Genomic DNA, 19,068 nt, shown 5'->3' on the forward strand with positions numbered 1-19,068 from the left:
AGCGATAAATGTCGATGCATTCGAGGAGGTTCGTGCCATGCGCAGAACCGCTGCCCTGACCTCGGTGATCGCGATCGGGCTGGCACTCGCCGGTGGGGTGCGCGCGCACGCGGATGCCGTACCGTCCGCCGAGGGTTTTGATTTCGGTGCTCCTCAGATGGTGGCGCAGGGGCTTCCGGCGCCATGGGGGCTGACCTGGCTGCCGAACGGCGACGCGCTGGTCGCGGAGCGGGGAACCGCGCGCCTGCTGCGCATCCCGGCCGGTGGCGGCACGCCGCAGACCGTCGGCACCGTGCCCGGCGTCTCCCCGGTCGGCGAGGCCGGCCTGCTCGGCCTCGCCGTCTCCCCGGACGAATGGGTCTACGCCTACCTGACCAGCGCGACCGACAACCGGATCGTGCGCTTCCGGCTGGACGCGATCGGCGTGCCGCAGCCGATCCTGACCGGCATCCCGCGCGGCAGCATCCACGCCGGCGGCCGGATCGCGTTCGGCCCGGACGGCAAGCTCTACGCCGGCGCCGGCGCCGGCGACGCCGGCACCACGGCCAACGCCCAGAACCCGGCCAGCCTCGGCGGCAAGATCCTCAGGCTCGACCCCGACGGTACGGTGCCGTCCGACAACCCGACGCCGGGCTCATTCGTCTACTCGCTCGGCCACCGCAACGTGCAGGGCCTGGCCTGGGACGCGGCCGGCCGCCTCTACGCCTCCGAGTTCGGCCAGAACACCTGGGACGAGGTCAACCTGATCCGCCCGGGCGCCAACTACGGCTGGCCGGTCGTCGAGGGCGACGGCAACGACTCCCGCTACGTCGACCCGCTGGTCGTCTGGTCCACCGCCGAGGCCTCCCCGAGCGGCGCCGCCATCTTCGGCTCCACGCTCTACGTCGCGGCGCTGCGCGGCACTCGCCTCTGGACCGTCCCCCTCACCGCGGACGGCACCACCGGGACCCCGGCCGCCGTCCTCCAGAACCAGTTCGGCCGCCTCCGTACCGTCGAGGTCGCCCCGGACGGCTCCCTCTGGGTCGCCACCAGCAACCGCGACGGCCGCGGCTCCCCCGGCCCGGCCGACGACCGCATCCTCCGCTTCGCACCTACCGTGGACCCAGGAGACCGGTCGGCCGGGGAGTGAGCCGGGCGAGGCCGTCGACGAAGGCGGCCCAGGCCTGCGGCGCGAACTCGAGCACCGGGCCGGCCCGGTCCTTCGAGTCGCGGACGAGGACCGGGCCGTCCGCCTTCGTCACCTCGACGCAGTTGGCGGTCGACCCGCTCCGGGACGACCGGAACCAGGAGAGAGGTACGCCGGTCGCGGACCGGCGTACCGGCATTGCCGTGGCCATGGGTGCCTCCCTGCGTGTCGGTGTCGGTGCGCGCCCGGCCGCCGTCACCGTTCCGGCGGTTGTTCGCGCTCATACTGCGCGCGGATCTCCTCCAGCAGTTCCCGGGACTCCCCGGGCGGCAGTGCGGCGTCCGCGGCGCGCTGGAAGACCTGTCGTGCGTTGTCCACGTCCTCCTGCCGTTCGAGCTTCATGTCCCCGAACACGTCCTCGACGTGGACGACCGGCTTCAGCGGCGTGCCCGGCGGGAAGTCGAGCACCGTGAACGTCGTGTCCATGGCCGCGTGCGCGCCGTGCCGGAGCGACAGCACCTGGATCGTCGCCGACGACAACTCGTCAGTGATCGCGAGCAGCCTGCCCAGTTGCTCCTCCATGACGACCGGGCCGCCGACGACCCGGCGCAGCGCCGCCTCGTCCAGCACGAAATGCATGTCCGGCAATGGATCCCGCCGGAGGACCGCCTGCTGCCGCTCCATCCGCACCGCGACCAGCTGATCGATGAGCGCCGGGTTCGCGGGCAGGAAGTACGAGCTGATGACCTCGCGCGCGTACTCCTCGGTCTGGAGCAGGCCGTTGACCGTGCTCGACTTGAAGTCCCGCATGGACGACGCCGCCGCCTCCATGCCGATCAGGTTGCTGTATCCCCGGGGGAGCTCGTACTCGTCCCACCAGCTTCGTCTGCGTCCGTCCTGGGCAAGGGCCATCATCTGCTCCCGTTTTTCGGTATCCACCGAATAGTGGTCGCAAAGGTCCCGGACGTCGCGCTGACTCGCCGGGCGCTTGCCCGTCTCCATGCGCGATATCTTCGCCGGTGAGCAGAGCAGGTGCGCTGCCACCTGATCGATGGTCATCCCGGCGGCATGCCGTGCCTCGCGCAGCATCGAGGCCAATTGCTGCCGCATGACCACGGGATTGGGGTGTTCGGACAATGTTCCCTCGCAAGGGTCCGGTATTCAAGATCGCCTTAGACGTTGCATCCGCGCCCCGGGCACTTGCCGGTGTCACGTGACCTCATGATTGCACTTGCCAGTGGAATCGGCCAGGGGCAATAGCTGTGAGGTAAAGGCCGCGGGTCCGTGCCGTCGGGCAAGTGTCAATGTTGAGTGCCCGACGGCCAGTGCATGGAGCACCGGCCGGCCGCAATTGCTAAGGGAAAGAATGCGTGTCACATGCGGCCGGAGGAGTATTTCCGAAGCGAGTGAGGGTGATTCACCGGAAGTCGCTCTTGATTCGACTTGGTGTCATTCACCGAGTAGTCTGATGTGCGATCGGAGATGTCCGTCATTGTTCCGCGATGCTCACCATTCACGGGAACGGAACTGGGCCGGTGCGCCAACACCGACCCAGCAATGGCGATCACATCATCCGTCGAACGGCCTGTCGCGAGCGGAAGGCAATTGCCATGAGCAACGCTAGCACATCAAGTGCCAAACGTGCCCGACCATCTGTTCCGGCGCAGTCCCCGGATGCCTCCGGCAATTCTCTGCGCCATTTCCGTCGAGTGTGCAACCCACGCGCAAGTCGCATCGTGCGCCGGATCGCGGCCCTCCTGAGAGACCGCGGCGTACGGCGATTCTGCATGCTGCTCCTGCTCGGCCTCGCCTGCGTCGCCGCCGGAGATCTCGGCCTGGTGGACCTGGGTGGCCTGGCCGAGACGCTCGCGCCACTGATCGTGCTGGCGGAGGTGGTCCGGCTGCTCTGTGCCGGCGAGGGCGCCGGCTGCCTCCGCGACTCTGGTCGCGACGTCGACGGGAGCCGGTCGGTGGCGGCGGACGCCCGGCGGGCGGTCACGCGGTCGGGCGCCGGAGCCGCGCGACCGCGCCGCCCCCGGCCGGCCGTCCGGTCCTGCGTGCGTCACCGGTAGCGGTCGGTCTGCGCCGGTCACCCATAGGTGGCCGGCCGGCGCAGGTCATCGTCAGGCGGCCCGCGGTTCTGGTGATCGCCGACTGGATCGATCATCAGAACCGGGCCGGCCGGGCCGGTCGGCCGTGGGCTGTCGGCAGTACCGCCTCGACCAGGTCGACCGCCCGCTCCACGCCGCTCTCCGCGCGGACCTGCCGGCTGAGTTCCGCGCAGCGGGCCGCCACCGCCGGGTCCGTGGTCAACGCCAGCAGCGCCGACCGCAGCTCGCCCGTCGTGACCGTCTCCGAGGAGATCACCCGGGCCACGCCGAGCGCGGCCAGCCGGTCCGCGTTCGCGAACTGGTCGGCGGCCTGGGGCGCGGCGATCATCGGGACGCCGTGGAACAGGCCCTCGCTGCTGCCGCCCATGCCGGCGTGGGTGACGAACGCGTCGGCCTCGGCCAGGATCGCCGGCTGCGGCACCCAGCTGTGTATCTCCACCGACGCCGGCACGTCACCCAGCGCTGCCGGGTCGACCGAGCGGCCGATCTGCAACACGGTGTGCCAGCCGGGCAGGCCGCCGAACGCGGCGATGCAGCGCCGGTAGAAGCCGGGGCGGTCGGTGAACGCGGAGCCGAGCGAGACCAGCAGCACCTTCTCCGCGCCGGCCGGGCGCGACCACGAGCCGGACGTGGACCGGCCGCCGAGCAGCGGCCCGACGAACGAGAACACATCGCGGTCCACCAGGTCCGCGTGCGGCTGCAACGCGCGCGGGATCAGCGCCAGCCCGCGGTCCGGCCGGCCCAGGAACGTGGGGCCGTCCGTGATCGGGGAGCCCTGCGCGGTGAGCCATTCGGTGAACCGGCGGTAGTAGTCCGCGCCGCGCGGGCCGGCCCGCATCGCCTCAATGGCCGGTGCCATCTCCACCTCGTAGCCGTTCCACGGGACGAACGTCGGGGTGAGCTGTACGGACGGGATGCCCCACGCGGAACCGAGCAGCCGCGCGGGCGAGCCGGCGATGTCGTAGAGGAACAGGTCCGGGCGGTCGTCGGCGTAGGCGGCGCGCAGCTGCGGCAGCATCGCGATCGCGTCGTCCAGGAAGAGCGTCAGCTGATCGATACCGTCCAGGTCCGCGCCGCCGTCCCCGGGCAGCGTCGACGCGTACGGTCTCAGCTCCGCGCCGGTGGCCCGCACGGTTCCGGCCCAGGACGGATCGTTGGCGTAGGTCACCCGGTGGCCGCGGGCGACGAGCGCGCGCACCAGGTCGAGGCTCGGGTTGACGTGCCCGTGGAACGGAATGCTGACCATGGCGACGTGCGGCACGGTATACCTCCGGAAGCTAAGCGAGACGAGACGACTCGTCTCGCTGAACACAATGACGACCCGCGGCGGCACTGTCAAGACGAGACGTCTCGTCTCGCCGCGCTAGGATGACGCGGTGCCCGACCCGAACCGCCGCAACGAGAGTTCCCGCCGCGCGATCCTGGAAGCGACCCGCGCGCTGCTCGCCGAGACCGGATACGCCGATCTGACCATCGGCGCGATCGCGGCCCGGGCCGGTGCCGGCAAGCAGACGATCTACCGCTGGTGGGGCGGCAAGAGCGCGGTCGTGCTGGAGGCGCTGGCCGACTCCGTCGCCGAGGCCGGCACCGCGCTGCCGGACACCGGGGACCTGCGCGCGGACCTGCGTGCGGTGCTGCGCGCCACGGTCGCCGAGTTCGCGGACCCGCGGCTGTCCGCCACCACCCGCGCACTCATGATCGAGACGATGGGCGACGACGCGCTGGCCGGGCAGGTGCGCGACCGGCTGCTGCGCCCGCAGCTCGACGGCGTCAAGGACCGGTTGCGCGCCGGCGGCGTACCCCCGGCGATTGATCTCGATCTGGTGGTGGAGTTGCTCTTCGGGCCGCTCTACCACCGGTGGCTGCTGCGCACCGGTCCGCTCGACGACGGCTACGCGGACGATCTCGTCGATCTCGTGATGGCCGCGATAGGCGAGCGCGCTTCGGGGTAACGCACAGACGGGTCGTTGATTCAGGTACGCCGGGCGGGCTGCCCCGCATGCCCGTCCGGGTGGAACGAAAGGGCGGGGAGTTGATGCACGCGAAGACCCGTGGATCTGGCAGGCTTGAGGGCGTGCTGACGGTGCCGGTTCGCCAGCTCGGCGAGACCGAGCGTTCGGCGGTGATGAGAGTCCTCGACTCGGATCCGTACGCGACCGCCCAGGTCGCCGAGCGCATCGCCGCCCACGGCCTCTCCTGGTGGCGCAGCGACGGCCGGATCTACGGCTACGGCGCCCGCCGCCACCTGGAGTCGCTGCTCTGGTCCGGCGCGCACCTCACGCCGATCCTCGCCACACCGCCCGCGGTGGAGGCGTTCGCCGAGCTCATCGCGGGCGAGCACCGGATCTGTTCCTCGATCGTCGGCCGCGCCGACGCTGTGCTCGGCCTGTGGGACCGGCTCGCCGGCGCCTGGGGCCGGCCGCGCGACGTCCGGCCGAACCAGCCGATCCTGGCCACCGGCGACCTTCCCGCGATCCGCACCGACCCCGCCGTCCGCCTCGCGGAGAACTCGGAGATAGACATCGTCTTCCCGGCCGCGGTCGCGATGTACACCGAGGAGGTCGGCGTCTCGCCGCTCGCCGACGGCGGCGGCAGCGGCTACAAGCGCCGGGTCGCCGAGCTGGTGCGCTCCCGCCGCACCTACGTTCGCGTCGAGAACCGCCAGGTCGTCTTCAAGGCCGAACTGGCCGTCGTCACCCCGCACACCGCCCAGGTGCAGGGCGTCTGGGTCAACCCCGCCTGGCGCGGCCGCGGCATCGCCGCCCCCGCGATGGCCGCCGTGGTCACCGACGCACTCGGCCGCGTCGCCCCGACCGTCAGCCTCTACGTCAACGACTACAACCACGCGGCCCGCCGCGTCTACGCCCGCTGCGGCTTCCGCTCGGCCGGCACGTTCGCCACCATCCTCTTCTGACGATCAAGAACACAGAAGCGGATCTTCCCGCTTCCGGCGTGGCCGGGGTCCGCACGCTCCCGCGGGCCACGGTCGTCGCTGGCGCTCCTCCCTTCCGGTCCCGCCGCCGGTCACCACGACCCCGCGATCTTTCGCACCGGCGCCGGTCCCGGCCGCGCTTCCGGCCGCGTCGCGGTGATGCCGCGGTTGTCGTCGCGCCGCTGGTCCGGCCGGACTTCGGGTTTCGCCGCCGATGGCCGGGAGCGGGGTTGTCGTGGCGGCGCTGTTCTGGGCCGGGTTTCGGGTTCGTCGCCGGTGACGAGGGGCCGGCATTTGTCGTGGCCGTGCTGTTCGGGGCCGGCCGTGGAACGCTTCCGCCGCCGCGGCGGGCGCCGGCCCCGGTGATCACGTCGCCGCCGTGCCCGGCATCGGCGCGGAAGCGCCAGGTTTTCGGTGACCGGCGGCGAGACCGGGGCCCGCGGGAGCATGCGGATCGGGACCACGCCGGGAGCGGGAGAGCAAGGTCTTGGGCTGTTCCTGGGATTCGGTTCGTCCAGCGCCGCCGATGATTACGATCGGTGACGTTTGAGTCATGACTCAGCGGGGGTGGGACATGGGGCAGATCGTGAAGCAGGTGTCGGAGACCACGACGAAGTACTACTGGTATCCGGGGGAGCGGAAGGAGTGGCTGCGGGCGCTGCTCGCGCTGGCCACCGGTGCCGGCGTGTGCGGGGTGCTGTGGCTGGCGACGCGGGATCTGCTGGTGGCGATGGTGGCCGGTACGTCGGTGGCGGCCGCGGTGGCCGGGGTGAACTTCGGGCGGCGGGACGCGCGTGCGCTGGACGGGTTTCCCAAGCTCGGCGACAAGGCGGCGCGGCGCGCGGCGGTCGGGCACACCGGCCGGGCGGCGTGGCGCGGGCTGGCGCACGGCTTCGGTGGTGCGGCCGCGGCCGTGCTGATCCTGAATCTGCCGGACCACGGGCTGCTGGCGGACTGGGTGCTGCCGGTGGTCCCAGCCGTGGTGGGCGCGCTCGGGCACCAGGCGGGCATGCTGCACGAGCGGCTGGGCGTCTCGGTCTCCACGGTCGGGCCGGCCAAGCGACTACTCGAAACATCCTAAAAGCCGAAATTTCCTACTTAAGCTGTCGGGGTGGCGAGCGTAGGCAGGCGAATGGTGGCGGCGGGGGTCGCCGTGGCGGCGCTGACGGCGGGCGGGTGCGGCGGGGACGACGACCCGGGCGAGTCACCGGGCACCGACGGCGGCTACCGCGTCGGACTGCTGCTGCCGGAGTCGAAGACCACCCGGTACGACACGTTCGACCGGCCCTACATCGAGGCGCGGATCGGCGAGGTGTGCGCGAACTGCGAGGTGCTCTACCGCAACGCCGACTCGGACGCGGCCCAGCAGGCGACCCAGGCCGCTGAGCTGCTGGCGCAGGACGTCCGGGTGCTGATCCTGGACGCGGTGGACGCGGCCGCGGCCGCGTCCGTGGTGACGGACGCGGACGCGCGCGGCGTGCCGGTGGTCGCCTACGACCGGCTGGCCCGGGGCCCGGTCGACTACTACGTCTCGTTCGACAACGAGAAGGTCGGCCAGGTCCAGGCGCAGTCGCTGCTGGACGCGCTGGGCGGCGAGCGTGCCCGGCCGATCGTCATGATCAACGGGGCGCCGGCCGACCCGAACGCGGCCGGGTTCCGGAAGGGTGCGCACGCCGTGCTGGACGGCAAGGTGACCATCGGGCGCGAGTTCGACGCGGCCGACTGGTCGGCGGAGTCGGCCCGGACCGGGATGGCCGCGGCGATCACGGCGCTCGGCGCGGACCGGATCGCCGGCGTGTACGCGGCCAACGACGGCACGGCCGGTGGCGCGATCGAGGCGCTGAAGGCCGCGGGCGTGACCGACCTGCCGCCGGTCACCGGGCAGGACGCGGAGATCGCCGCGGTCCAGCGGATCCTGGCCGGCGAGCAGTACTCGACGATCTACAAGGCGATCAAGCCGCAGGCCACGGTCGCGGCGGACATGGCGGTGGCGGCCGCGACCGGCACCGCCTACGCCGGGCACGCCACCACGGTCATCGACAACGGCGCGGCCAAGGTGACCTCGGTGCTGCTGCCACCGGTCGTGGTGACCAGCGCGAACGTGAAGGACACGGTGATCGCGGACGGTTTCTACACCGCGCAGCAGCTGTGTACCGGCTCCTACGCCGCGGCCTGCCACGCGGCCGGCATCTTCTAGCGAAGGACGTTTCTAGCGGTAGACGCGGGTCCGGGCGAATGCGGTGAAACCGGCCGTCGGGTAGACCGTGCGCGGCACCGGGTAGCCGTCGTCACCGCGCGCGTAGACGATCGCGGTGTCGCCACCGGCCGCCCGGAACGCGTGCAGCGTGGCCAGGATCGCGGCCCGGGCCAGCCCGCGGCGGCGGTGCCGGGCCAGCGTGCCGATCGGCTCCAGCAGCCCGGCCCGGTTCACCTCGTCGTACCAGCCCAGACAGTAGGCGACCAGCTCGCCGTCCGGGTCCTCGACGACCGTGTCGAACTCCGGCCGGTACGGCGGGCGCGCGGCCATCGTGCGGTAACGCGCGTCGGTGACCGAGGACGGTGCCCAGACCGCCCGGTGCAGCCCGGCCCGCCGCGGGATCTCGTCCGCCCCGCGCAGCGGACGCACGGTGTAACCGGGCGAGTTCACCGCGGGCAGCGTCCCGTCCAGCGTGACGCGGTGCGCGAGGAAGAACGGGCCGTCGTCGCGCGGGTCGGTCCGCAGCCCGGCCCGGGCCAGCGCGGCGGCCAGGTGGTGCTCCGTCTCCAGGATCCACACGCTCATCTCCGGGTACACCGTCTTCGCCCAGCTCAGCGCCGTATCGGCGGCGTCGGGCCGGGCCTGGTCCGCGTGGAACGTGAGCGTGGCGCCGTCCTGGCGTTCCGCCCCGAACGCGGTGATCGCGGCCAGCGTGCGCCCGTCCTCCCGCCACATCGACGTGCGCGTCCCCGGCGCCGGGCCGTCGAACTGGCCGAACGTCCACGCGATGTCGCCGACGTGCCAGCGGGAGACCGCGGTCCAGGTCCGCCGGGTGAACTCCAGCAGCGCGTCCACCCCGTCCGGGCCGTCGAGGTCGTGCCGCTCCACCACCATCCGCGGATCTTCGCAGGCCCGCACGCGGGGGTCCACTGTGTTTAGCTGTCCGGCCCGCGTCCCGAGGAGGAGCCGTGCAGCAGCCCCGCCGTCGCGCCCGGGACCTCGGCGTGGCCGTCGGACCGCTGCCCACCGGCCCGCACAACGCGATCACCGACGTCGGCGGCGTGCTGGTCGGGCACACCACGGTCGACGGCGACGCGTCGCTGCGCACCGGCGTGACCGCGATCGTGCCGGTCGGGCTCGGCCCCGGCCGGTGGCCGCGGCCGGCCGCCTAGCCCCGGGCGGGTGACCTGGCCGGTCAGGGCAGCAGGAACAGGGCGGTCAGCGCGGCGGCGAGCACGGCGGAGAGCCCCGTGCCGGTCCACCGGGCCGCCGCGTTGCCGCCCTCCTTCAGCGTTCGCAGCCCCCGCCAGCGCAGCGCGGCCAGCACCGCACCGGCGGCGGACAGCCCGGCCGCCAGCGCCCACAGCCACGCCGGGACGAGCTGCCAGTCGCCGGTCAGGCGCACCACGGTCAGGCAGCCGGCCGAGATCAGCGCGGCGTCCGTGATCTGCAGCCGGTCCGGTGCGTCCGTGCCCCACACGCGCCGGCCGCGGAACCGGATCGGTGACGCGGCGGTGGTGAACAGCGACGTGCCCGCGGACAGCAGCAGCACGGTGACCACGGTGACGCTCCACTCCGGCAGTGACCGGCTCTCGTCCGCCGCGTTCACGCCGAGCAGCCGCAGGCCGAGCGGGTCGACGCTGCGCGTGGTGTCGCCGAGCACGGCCACGCCCCGGCCGGTCGCCGGCTCGAATCCGACGAACGCCCGGAAACCGCCGGTGCCCCCGTTGTGCCAGACGATCCGCCGGCCGTCCGCGGTGCGGGTGAACCAGCCGTACCCGACACGCTCGTCCGGGCCGGCGTCGAACCGGTCCGTGATCGCGGCCTGGCCGGGCGCGGTGCCGGCCAGCAACGCGGTGAGCAGCCGGCCCAGGTCGGCCGCGGTGGACCAGGCGCCGGTGCCGGCCGGTGCGGTGCCGGACGCGGTCCACGGCGCGGTGGACCGCCCGGACGGTGTGCCGCCCCCGGCCGCACCCGCCGGCGGCGCGGCCCCGTCCAGCGTGAACACGGTGCCGGACATGCCCAGCGGCGTCAGGATCCGGTCGGTGACCAGCCTCGGGTACGGCACACCGGCGCGGGTGGCCAGCGCCAGCCCGAGCACGGACACGCCGTAGTTGGAGTAGGCGACCTTACCGCGCCCGTCCAGCGACTCCGTCCCGGCGACGTCCCGGCCGATCCGCTCCGGCGTGATCCCGGCGTACGGGTCGGCCGCGCGCGCCTGCCGCAGGAACAGCGTGGCCGGGTTCTGCGGTGGCAGCCGGGGCAGCCCGGACCGGTGGCTGGTCAGCTCCTCCGCGGTGATCGACGCGGCCGGGCCGCCGGTGCCGGGCAGTAGCGTGCCGAGCGTGTCCTGCGCGCGCAGCACGCCGTCCTGCTCCAGGTCGGCGAGGAGCATGCCGGTCAGCGCCTTGGTCACCGAGCCCATCTCGAACGCGGTGTCCGGCGTGATCCGGTCGTCGCCGACACCGGCGAACCGCACCGCGCCGTTCTCCACGAGGGCGACGGACAGTCCGCGATATCCGCCGGGGTCGCCCGCGGCGTCCCGGACCCGCGCGGCGAGCGCGGCGTCCCCGGTCTGCTCCGGCCCGAGCGACGGCGGCCGTGGCCCGGCGAGGAGAGCGGCCGCCGCGGCCAGGATCGCCACCAGCGCGGCGACCGGCGCCCTCATCGGACGCTCGCGGTCAGGATGACCAGCAGCGGTACCACGCGGTCGCCGGGCACCTCGTAGACGCCGCGCGCGGGCGAGCGCAACCACCCGGCGCTGACCAGCTGTTTCAGGTGATGGTAGAGCTGACCGGTGGTGCCGAGGCCGTCCAGTGCGCCCAGCTCGGTGGCGCCCCGGGTGCCGAGCAGTACCTCGCGGAGCAGGCGCAGCCGCACCGGGTTCGCCAGCGCGCTGAGCACGCCGACGGACGCGGACCAGTCCGCGTCCAGCGTCACCGGCAGCGGCACCGGGCCCCATTGCCAGTCGTAGACCTCGCCGGTCGGCAGCTCCACGTGCCCGGCGTAGACGGTGCCGGCGCCGATCGAGTCCTTCACGCCGTTCAGCGCGAAGAAGCGGTCGCCGGGCGCGGGCGCGGGCGCGGCCGGGCCTTCGAGCGCGGCAAGCCGACCTTCGATCAGCGTCAGGCGCTCGGCGATCTCAGAATTCTCCATAACTCCATTGTTACGTAAATCTGATGTGGCGCAACCCGCTTTTACGCGCAAGTGCCATGGAGGTATGTTTTTGGACCGACTGGTCAGTCCAAATACGTGGGAGTCGCGATGCCGGTCGTCAAGGCGCGCGGGCTGATCGGGAACGTGGTGGACGGGCGGACGCGGCGGCCCGGGCGTTCGCCCAGCTGCTGCTCTCCGAGGTGTGGCGGACGAACCGGGAGTGGCAGCAGACGCTCACGCTGCTGCACGAGGAGGCGATCTCGGTGATCGCGGAGACCGTCTCGCGCGGTGTGGACAGCGGCGACCTGCCGGCCGACCTGGACGTGCGGGTGGCGTCGTCCGCGCTGTTCGGCGTGGGCCTGGTGGTGGCGGTGGACTGGCTGGTGTTCACGCCGGAACGCCCGGTCGAGCATGTCGAGGCGTCGCTGCTGGCGATCGTCCGAAGGGTCCCGCTCTCCGAATTTTGAGTATCTCGGGCGACAAAGCATCGTTTTACCCGGCGTGAACAGCCGGCCGATCTTCGTCATGGGATGTCCGCGGTCCGGTACCACGATGCTGCAGCTGATGCTGCACGCGCATCCGCGGATCGCGATCCCGCCCGAGACCCGTTTCGTGCTGTCCGGGTACGGCCTGCGGCACCGCTTCGGCGACCTGCGCAAGCCGGAGCGCCGCCGCGCGCTCGCCGACTGGATCTTCACGGCGGAGACCAAGGTCGCCGACCTCGGGCTGGACCGGGACGAGGTGACCGCGCGCATCGTGGCCGGCCCGCCCACGCTCGGCTCCGCGATGGGCGCGGTCTTCCAGGCGTACGGCCGGCGGTTCGGCAAGCCGCGCTGGGGCGACAAGCGGCCGTCCTACATCCACAACGTGGACGTGGTGCTCCGGCTCTTCCCGGACGCGCAGATCGTCACGATCACCCGGGACGGCCGTGACTGCGTGGCGTCGCTGCTGGAGATGCCGTGGCACCGGGACGGCATCCACAAGGCGATCTCCGCCTGGGCCCGGTCCGTGGACAGTGCCCGCCGTGCCGAGCGCACGCTCGCGCCGGACTCGTACTTCGCGCTGCGGTACGAGAGCCTGGTGCAGAGCCCGGACACCGAGCTGCGCCGGCTCTGCGCGTTCCTCGGCGAGGACTTCGACGACGCGATGACCCGGCCGGACCAGGTCGCGTCCGTGGCCGTACCCGAGCGCAAGAAGTGGCACGTCCGCACGCACGCGGAGGTGGGCGACGACCGCGTCGGCACCTGGCGGGAGCGCCTGGAGCCGTGGCAGATCGCGCTCTGCGAGGACGCGCTCGGCGACCGCCTGGCCGCACAGGGCTACGCGCTCTCCGGCATCGGCACCGCACCCCCGGCCCAGCGCGTGCGCTACGCCACGGTCGCGGTCCGGCACCGCCTCGGCGCGGTCCGCCGGCACGCCTCCAACGCCTACCACCGCGTCCGCCCGGACGCCCAGCTCCCGGCGCGGCTGTAGATTTCCGCCGTTCCGCCACGGACGGAGCGGCCCGCGGCGTACCGTTGAGGCAGCAGGGGAAGACCGGGGCGATGGTTCCGAGAGGAACGACGGCGCCGGAACCCACTGTGGTTCACGGCCGGGGCGCGGTGCGAACCGCGAGACCGCCGTGCATATAAGAGGCCCCCAGGCATCGGCCTGGGGGTTTCTTGTCGTGCGCGGGAGCGGGAGCGGGCCCGGGCGAGAGAGAGATGGCCGGGCCCGCCTCGCGCCGCCGGGGCCGGCCGAATGGCCCCTGGTCACCCGTCCAGGATGCGGCGGGTGCCGGTACGCCGCAACGCAATTCCGCCGGACCGAATCTTTAACGTTCCCTGTATTGACCGGCGTGATCCTCCGGGTCGAGACTGGCGCGCAGTCGCCGGATCGACGATCTCCTCTGCGTGCCGGCGAAGGTCCGTGTCTGGAGGTGTTGCGTGAGCACCGAAACCGACGACGACGCCCGCCGATTGGCCGAGCTCGGCTACAAACAGGAACTCAAACGTACGTGGAGCGGGTTCTCCAACTTCGCCATCTCGTTCTCCATCATCTCGATCCTGGCCGGGTGCTTCACCACGTTCGGCCAGGCGTGGAACAACGGCGGGCCGGTCGCGGTCGCCTGGGGCTGGCCGCTGATCTCGGCGTTCATCCTGATCATCGGCTTCTGCATGTCGGAGCTGGTCTCGGCGTACCCGACCGCGGGCGGCATCTACTGGTGGGCCGCGACGCTGGGCCGGCCGGTGCACGGCTGGTTCACCGGGTGGCTGAACCTGATCGGGCTGATCGCGGTCACCGCGTCCGTGGACTACGGCGCCGCGACGTTCCTGAACCTGACGCTGTCCGCGCTGGTGCCGGGCTGGGCCGGCACGCTCGGCCAGGCATTCGTCCTCTTCGTGATAATCCTGGTGCTGCACGCGGCGATCAACGTGTTCGGGCACCGGTTCATCGACGTGCTGCAGAACGTGTCGGTCTGGTGGCACGTGTTCGGCGCCGCGGCCGTGGTGCTGATCCTGCTGCTGGTGCCGGAGCGGCATCAGAGCTTCGAGTTCGTCTTCACCGAACGGTTCAACAACTCCGGGTTCGGTGACGGGGCGTACTGGTTCTACGTGCTGCCGCTGGGCTTCCTGCTCACCCAGTACACGATCACCGGGTTCGACGCGTGCGCGCACGTGTCCGAGGAGACCAGGGGCGCGTCGACGGCCGCGGCGCGCGGGCTCTGGCAGTCGATCTTCTACTCCGCGATCGGCGGCTGGATCCTGCTGCTGTCGTTCCTGTTCGCCGCGACCGACGTGGCCGCCATCAACGACGCGTACGGATTCTCCGGTGCCATTTTCCAGACCGCGCTCACACCGTTCTTCTACAAAGCTGTGATCATCATCTCCACGGTCGGCCAGTTCTTCTGCGGCATGTCCTGCGTGACCTCGGCCTCGCGGATGGCGTACGCATTCAGCCGGGACCGCGCGGTGCCGGGCTGGCGGCTCTGGTCGCGGGTGGACCGCAACGGTACGCCGACGATGGCCGTCCTCGCGGTCTGCGCGGCCGGTCTGCTGCTCACACTGCCCGCGCTCTACCAGCGCGAAGGCGTGCCGATCGCGTTCTACGCCGTGGTCTCGGTCGCGGTGATCGGCCTGTACCTGGCGTTCCTCATCCCGATCGCGCTGCGGCTGCGGATGGGCGCTGCGTTCCGGCCCGGCCCGTGGACGCTCGGCCGGCTCTACAAGCCGCTGTGCTGGATCGCGGTGCTCGAGATCGCGGTCATCTCGGTCTACTTCGTGCTGCCGATCGTGCCCGCCGGTGTGCCGTTCACCGACGATTTCACCTGGTCCGCCGTGAATTACGCGCCGATCGCGGTCGGCGGCGTACTGCTGCTGGTCGCGCTCTGGTGGTGGGTCTCCGCCCGCCACTGGTTCACCGGCCCGCGCCGTAACGTCGACTCCACAGTGGCCGTCGATGGGTAGTCTTTGAGCGCCCTGGATCGATGTGCTGAACAGCGATTCGGGGTAAGAGTGGGTCGATGTCGGCTGACCTGGTTTCGCGCGCCGGATTCCCGGCGGGCGGGGCCCGAACGTACCAGGAGGTCCACACGTGGTTTCTCGACGGACACTGCTCACCGGCGCGACGGTGGTGGGCGCGGGCGCCATCGCGGCGGCGGCCGGTGGTGTCGCCTACGCGGCGAACGAGCCGCGCCGCATCCCGCGCACGCTCGCTCACCAGCGCGGGCGGGTGGCGAGCCGCGAGCAGAACGACGTCGCGGAGTTCACGCTGACGCACCTCTCGGTGACGGCGTCGGCCGCCGCCGCGGTGCGGCTGCGGGACGCGAACGGTTGGGGCGCGTGGCTCGAACTGGCCGGCTGCCACGGCGGCCGGGACGGCATATCAGCCGCGGCCGGCAACCGGTCCATGGTGCTGGCCCACGGTGTCACCGGTTACGAGGTGCAGACCGCGGACGGCAGCCCGGCCGTGGTGCGTGAGCTCAACACGATCGACGGTCCGGCCGGCCAGATCGCGGCGGTCGCGAAGAACGCGCTGCCGTTGCGCGGCACCCAGGCGCTGGCGCTCAACCGCTACCTGCCCCGGCAGGCGTGGGGCGCGGACGAGTCGCTGCGGCTGAACCCGGACGGCACACAGAAGTGGCCGGCCGAGTTCTACCCGGTGCAGACGCTGACCGTGCACCACACCGGCGTGGACGCGCACAACGACGACCCGAACCCGGCCGCGACGGTCCGGGCCATCTACTACGACGACACGATCGCGGACGACTACGGCGACATCGGCTACCAGCTGCTGATCGACGAGGCGGGCGCGGTCTACGAGGGCCGCTGGTCCGGCACCGACGGCGTGCCGGTCTACGGTGGCACGGCCGGTCCGGACGGGCGGCCGAAGGCGGTCAACGGCGCGCACGTGGGCGGCTTCAACGCCGGCAACGTGGGCGTCTCGCTGCTCGGCCGGTTCACCAACCGGCAGCCGACCGCGGCCGCACGGGAGTCGCTGGTCAAGGTGCTGGCCGGCATCGCGGGCCTGGTCAACATCGACCCGACCGCGCGGGTCACCTACCGCAACCCGATCTCCGGCGCGGGCGGCCTGGTCAACACGATCCTCGGCCACCGTGACTGGCAGGCGGTCGGCGCGGGCGCGACCGAGTGCCCGGGCAACGCGTTCCACCCGACGCTCGCCGCGCTCCGCCAGGAGGTCGCGGCCGAGCTGAGCTGACGCCGGAAACACGATGCCCGGGCCGGGAAAAGGCCCGGGCATTGTTGTGCCCGAATGGGTTTGGTAGTAGACCAGATCACCATGGGACTCACCCTGGACGGGCTGCGCGCGGCGATCGACACCGGTGAGGTGGACACGGTCGTCCTGGCGATCACGGACATGCAGGGCCGGCTACAGGGGAAGCGGTTCCACGCCGCCCACTTCCTCGACGAGATAGTGGCGCACGGCAGCGAGGGCTGCGACTACCTGCTCGCGGTGGACGTGGAGATGAACACCGTCGGCGGGTACGCGATGTCCTCCTGGCAGCGTGGCTACGGCGACCTCGCGATGGTGCCGGACTTCGGCACGCTGCGCCGGGTGCCGTGGCAGCCCGGGACCGCGATGCTGCTGGCCGATCTGGCCTGGCTGGACGGCTCCGGCGACGTACCGGCCTCGCCGCGGCAGATCCTGCAACGGCAGCTGGACCGGCTCGGCGAGTACGGCTACACCGCGTGGGCCGGCACCGAACTGGAGTTCGTGCTCTACCGGGACAGCTACGAGGCCGCGCAAGGCCGGGGCTACCGCGACCTCACGCCGGCCAATCTGTACAACGTGGACTACTCGCTGCTCGGCACCGCGCGGGTGGAGCCGCTGCTGCGCCGGATCCGCAACGAGATGTACGGCGCCGGCCTGGTCCCGGAGAGCGCGAAGGGCGAGTGCAACCTCGGCCAGCACGAGATCGGCTTCCGGTACGCGGAGGCGCTCACCGCCGCCGACCACCACGTCATCTACAAGAACGGTGCGAAGGAGATCGCGGCCCAGGAGGGCATGTCGATCACGTTCATGGCCAAGCCGAACGCGCGCGAGGGCAACTCCTGCCACATCCACTTCTCGCTGCGCGACCACACCGGCGCACCGGCCATGCCGGGCGACGGGCCGGGCGGGCTGTCCCGGGTCGGCGGGTACGCGGTGGCCGGGCTGCTGGCCACGATGCGCGAGGCCAGCCTGTTCTACGCGCCGCAGATCAACTCGTACAAGCGCTACCAGCCCGGCTCGTTCGCGCCGACCGCGGTGCGCTGGGGCGTGGACAACCGGACGTGCGCGCTGCGGATCGCCGGGCACGGGCCGTCCACCCGGGTGGAGAACCGGGTGCCGGGCGCGGACGTGAACCCGTACCTGGCTATCGCCGCACTGGTCGCGGGCGCGCTGCACGGCATCGAGCGGGAGCTGCCGCTGGAGGACGCGTACCCGGGCAACGCGTACGCGGACGAGGACGCGCCACGGGTGCCGCCGACGCTGCGGGACGCGCTGGAGCTGTGGGAGTCGTCCGCGTTCGTGCGCGCGGCGTTCGGCGACGACGTGGCCGCCCACTACGCCAACAACGCCAGGGTGGAGCTGGCCGCGTTCGACGCCGCGGTCACGGATTGGGAGCTGCGGCGTGGCTTCGAACGGCTGTGAGAAGTGGCGCCTCAGTGAAAGGCTGTGAGAAGTGGCCAGCTCAGTGAGAGGCTTTGGCGTCATCGACCCGGCCGACGGGTCGCTGATCACCGAGATCACGCTCGCGGACATCGAGGAGACGGACGCCGCGATCGCGCGCGCCGCGACGGCGTTCGAGAGCTGGCGGCGGGTGGCACCCAGCGACCGGGCCCGGCTGCTGCGCCGGTTCGCGGCCGTGGTCGACGCGCACGTCGAGGAGCTGGCCGGGCTGGAGGTGCGCAACGCCGGGCACACCATCGGCAACGCGCGCTGGGAGGCCGGGAACGTCCGGGACGTGCTCGACTACTACGCCGGTGCGCCGGAACGCCTAGCCGGCCGGCAGATCCCGGTCGCCGGCGGCCTGGACGTCACGTTCCACGAGCCGCTCGGCGTGGTCGGCCTGATCGTGCCGTGGAACTTCCCGATGCCGATCGCGGCCTGGGGCCTCGCGCCCGCGCTCGCGGCCGGCAACACCGTGCTGCTCAAGCCCGCGGAGCTGACGCCGCTGACCGCGCTGCGCCTGGCCGAGCTGGCGCTGGACGCGGGCCTGCCGCCGGACGTACTGACCGTGCTGCCCGGTCGCGGTGACGTGGTCGGGGAGCGGTTCGTCACCCATCCGGCGGTCCGGAAGGTCTGTTTCACCGGCTCCACCGCGGTCGGCAAGCGGGTGATGGCGGGCTGCGCCGAGCAGGTCAAGCGCGTGACGCTGGAGCTGGGCGGGAAGAGCGCGTCCATCGTCTTCGCGGACGCGGACCTGGAACGCGCGGCCGCGGCCGCACCGGGCGCGGTCTTCGACAACGCGGGCCAGGACTGCTGCGCGCGGTCCCGGCTGCTGGTCGAGCGCGCGGTGTACGACGAGTTCATGGCGCTGCTGGAGCCGGCCGTGCGCGCGTTCCGGGTCGAGGACCCGTGGCTGCCGACCGCGCAGATGGGCCCGCTGATCTCCGCCCGGCAGCACGCCACCGTGTCGTCCTACGTGGACGGCGCCGAGACGCTGTTCACCGGCGGCGTACCGGCGGAGTCGTCCGGGGGTTTCTGGTTCCCGCCGACCGTGCTGCGCGCGGACTCCCCGCGGGACCGGCACTGGCGGGAGGAGATCTTCGGGCCGGTCGTGTCGGTGCTGCCGTTCGACGGCGAGGACGAGGCGGTCCGGCTGGCGAACGACACCGCGTACGGTCTCTCCGGCTCGATCTGGACCCGGGACCTGGGCCGCGCGATCCGGGTCGCGCGCGGCGTCGAGGCCGGCAACCTGAGCGTCAACTCCAGCTCCTCGGTCCGCCACTGGACGCCGTTCGGCGGCATGAAGCAGTCCGGTCTCGGCCGCGAGCTGGGCCCGGACGCGCTGCTCTCGTTCACCGACGTCAAGAACGTCTTCATCAACACCGAGCAATAG

General features: G+C 72.1%; 19 protein-coding genes. 13 read left to right on the plus strand and 6 right to left on the minus strand.

All coding sequences use genetic code 11. The features are described 5' to 3' along the window. Nucleotides 1-37 precede the first annotated feature (37 nt). Nucleotides 38-1,129 (plus strand): PQQ-dependent sugar dehydrogenase, encoded by a 1,092-nt coding sequence (locus J2S42_RS28935; protein ID WP_307244110.1) that lies wholly within the window; start codon nt 38-40, stop codon nt 1,127-1,129. Here the strand turns inward: J2S42_RS28935 and J2S42_RS28940 are convergent. After that, the gene (locus J2S42_RS28940) at nt 1,092-1,337 is read right to left on the minus strand and encodes a DUF397 domain-containing protein (RefSeq protein ID WP_307244112.1); all 246 of its coding nucleotides are present in this window, start codon (nt 1,335-1,337) and stop codon (nt 1,092-1,094) included. The two genes, J2S42_RS28935 and J2S42_RS28940, sit on opposite strands and share 38 nt — an antisense overlap. 44 nt (nt 1,338-1,381) lie before the next feature. Then, nucleotides 1,382-2,236, minus strand: coding sequence for a helix-turn-helix domain-containing protein (locus J2S42_RS28945; RefSeq protein WP_307249096.1), 855 nt, complete (start codon nt 2,234-2,236; stop codon nt 1,382-1,384). Nucleotides 2,237-2,913: 677 nt separating this feature from the next. Here J2S42_RS28945 and J2S42_RS28950 point away from each other — a divergent pair. Then, complete coding sequence (locus J2S42_RS28950; protein ID WP_307244113.1) at nt 2,914-3,198, plus strand: hypothetical protein; 285 nt, start codon at nt 2,914-2,916, stop codon at nt 3,196-3,198. A gap of 94 nt (nt 3,199-3,292) precedes the next feature. On the opposite strand, the gene J2S42_RS28955 is transcribed toward J2S42_RS28950, so the two are convergent. Then, nucleotides 3,293-4,483 carry a macrolide family glycosyltransferase gene (locus J2S42_RS28955; protein ID WP_370879442.1) on the minus strand — a complete coding sequence of 397 codons (1,191 nt, stop codon included), beginning with the start codon at nt 4,481-4,483 and terminating at the stop codon, nt 3,293-3,295. Nucleotides 4,484-4,613: 130 nt separating this feature from the next. Here J2S42_RS28955 and J2S42_RS28960 point away from each other — a divergent pair, with 130 nt between their 5' ends. The 4 genes from J2S42_RS28960 (at nt 4,614) to J2S42_RS28975 (ending at nt 8,366) form a co-directional block, all read left to right on the plus strand. Beyond that, on the plus strand, nt 4,614-5,189 hold the full coding sequence (locus tag J2S42_RS28960; RefSeq protein ID WP_307244117.1) for a TetR-like C-terminal domain-containing protein: 576 nt from the start codon (nt 4,614-4,616) through the stop codon (nt 5,187-5,189). A gap of 122 nt (nt 5,190-5,311) precedes the next feature. Further along, entirely contained in the window at nt 5,312-6,151 is an 840-nt protein-coding gene (locus tag J2S42_RS28965; protein ID WP_307244118.1) for a GNAT family N-acetyltransferase, read from the plus strand. Between the two features lie 571 nt (nt 6,152-6,722). After that, entirely contained in the window at nt 6,723-7,250 is a 528-nt protein-coding gene (locus J2S42_RS28970) for a hypothetical protein (RefSeq protein ID WP_307244120.1), read from the plus strand. Nucleotides 7,251-7,322: 72 nt separating this feature from the next. Next, nucleotides 7,323-8,366 (plus strand): sugar ABC transporter substrate-binding protein, encoded by a 1,044-nt coding sequence (locus J2S42_RS28975; protein ID WP_307244122.1) that lies wholly within the window; start codon nt 7,323-7,325, stop codon nt 8,364-8,366. Between the two features lie 12 nt (nt 8,367-8,378). Here the strand turns inward: J2S42_RS28975 and J2S42_RS28980 are convergent, their stop codons facing one another. Then, nucleotides 8,379-9,260, minus strand: a complete 882-nt coding sequence (locus J2S42_RS28980) for a GNAT family N-acetyltransferase (RefSeq protein WP_307244124.1) — start codon at nt 9,258-9,260, stop codon at nt 8,379-8,381. A gap of 74 nt (nt 9,261-9,334) precedes the next feature. Here J2S42_RS28980 and J2S42_RS28985 point away from each other — a divergent pair, with 74 nt between their 5' ends. Beyond that, nucleotides 9,335-9,538, plus strand: coding sequence for a P1 family peptidase (locus J2S42_RS28985; RefSeq protein WP_307244126.1), 204 nt, complete (start codon nt 9,335-9,337; stop codon nt 9,536-9,538). Between the two features lie 23 nt (nt 9,539-9,561). Here J2S42_RS28985 and J2S42_RS28990 read toward each other — a convergent pair whose 3' ends face one another. Both J2S42_RS28990 and J2S42_RS28995 read right to left on the minus strand, forming a co-directional pair. Beyond that, nucleotides 9,562-11,034, minus strand: a complete 1,473-nt coding sequence (locus J2S42_RS28990; RefSeq protein ID WP_307244127.1) for a serine hydrolase domain-containing protein — start codon at nt 11,032-11,034, stop codon at nt 9,562-9,564. Next, nucleotides 11,031-11,522: a helix-turn-helix domain-containing protein gene (locus J2S42_RS28995; RefSeq protein WP_307244129.1), complete on the minus strand. Its 492-nt coding sequence runs from the start codon at nt 11,520-11,522 to the stop codon at nt 11,031-11,033. Before J2S42_RS28995 ends, J2S42_RS28990 begins: the two co-directional genes overlap by 4 nt. A gap of 56 nt (nt 11,523-11,578) precedes the next feature. On the opposite strand from J2S42_RS28995, the gene J2S42_RS29000 reads away from it, so the two are divergent. The 6 genes from J2S42_RS29000 to J2S42_RS29025 all read left to right on the plus strand — a co-directional run bounded on the left by J2S42_RS29000 (nt 11,579) and on the right by J2S42_RS29025 (nt 19,068). After that, entirely contained in the window at nt 11,579-11,989 is a 411-nt protein-coding gene (locus J2S42_RS29000) for a hypothetical protein (RefSeq protein ID WP_307244131.1), read from the plus strand. Nucleotides 11,990-12,047: 58 nt separating this feature from the next. Next, nucleotides 12,048-12,995, plus strand: a complete 948-nt coding sequence (locus tag J2S42_RS29005; protein WP_307244134.1) for a sulfotransferase family protein — start codon at nt 12,048-12,050, stop codon at nt 12,993-12,995. 452 nt (nt 12,996-13,447) lie between these two features. Next, nucleotides 13,448-14,968 (plus strand): amino acid permease, encoded by a 1,521-nt coding sequence (locus J2S42_RS29010; protein WP_307244137.1) that lies wholly within the window; start codon nt 13,448-13,450, stop codon nt 14,966-14,968. 127 nt (nt 14,969-15,095) lie between these two features. Further along, on the plus strand, nt 15,096-16,220 hold the full coding sequence (locus tag J2S42_RS29015; RefSeq protein WP_307244138.1) for a peptidoglycan recognition protein family protein: 1,125 nt from the start codon (nt 15,096-15,098) through the stop codon (nt 16,218-16,220). A gap of 54 nt (nt 16,221-16,274) precedes the next feature. Then, nucleotides 16,275-17,657 carry a glutamine synthetase family protein gene (locus tag J2S42_RS29020; protein ID WP_307244140.1) on the plus strand — a complete coding sequence of 461 codons (1,383 nt, stop codon included), beginning with the start codon at nt 16,275-16,277 and terminating at the stop codon, nt 17,655-17,657. Nucleotides 17,658-17,700: 43 nt separating this feature from the next. After that, a complete protein-coding gene (locus tag J2S42_RS29025; protein ID WP_307244141.1) occupies nt 17,701-19,068 on the plus strand; it encodes an aldehyde dehydrogenase family protein in 1,368 nt (455 codons plus the stop codon).

Origin of the sequence: Catenuloplanes indicus, from assembly GCF_030813715.1 — a bacterium.
GTDB lineage: Bacteria > Actinomycetota > Actinomycetes > Mycobacteriales > Micromonosporaceae > Catenuloplanes > Catenuloplanes indicus.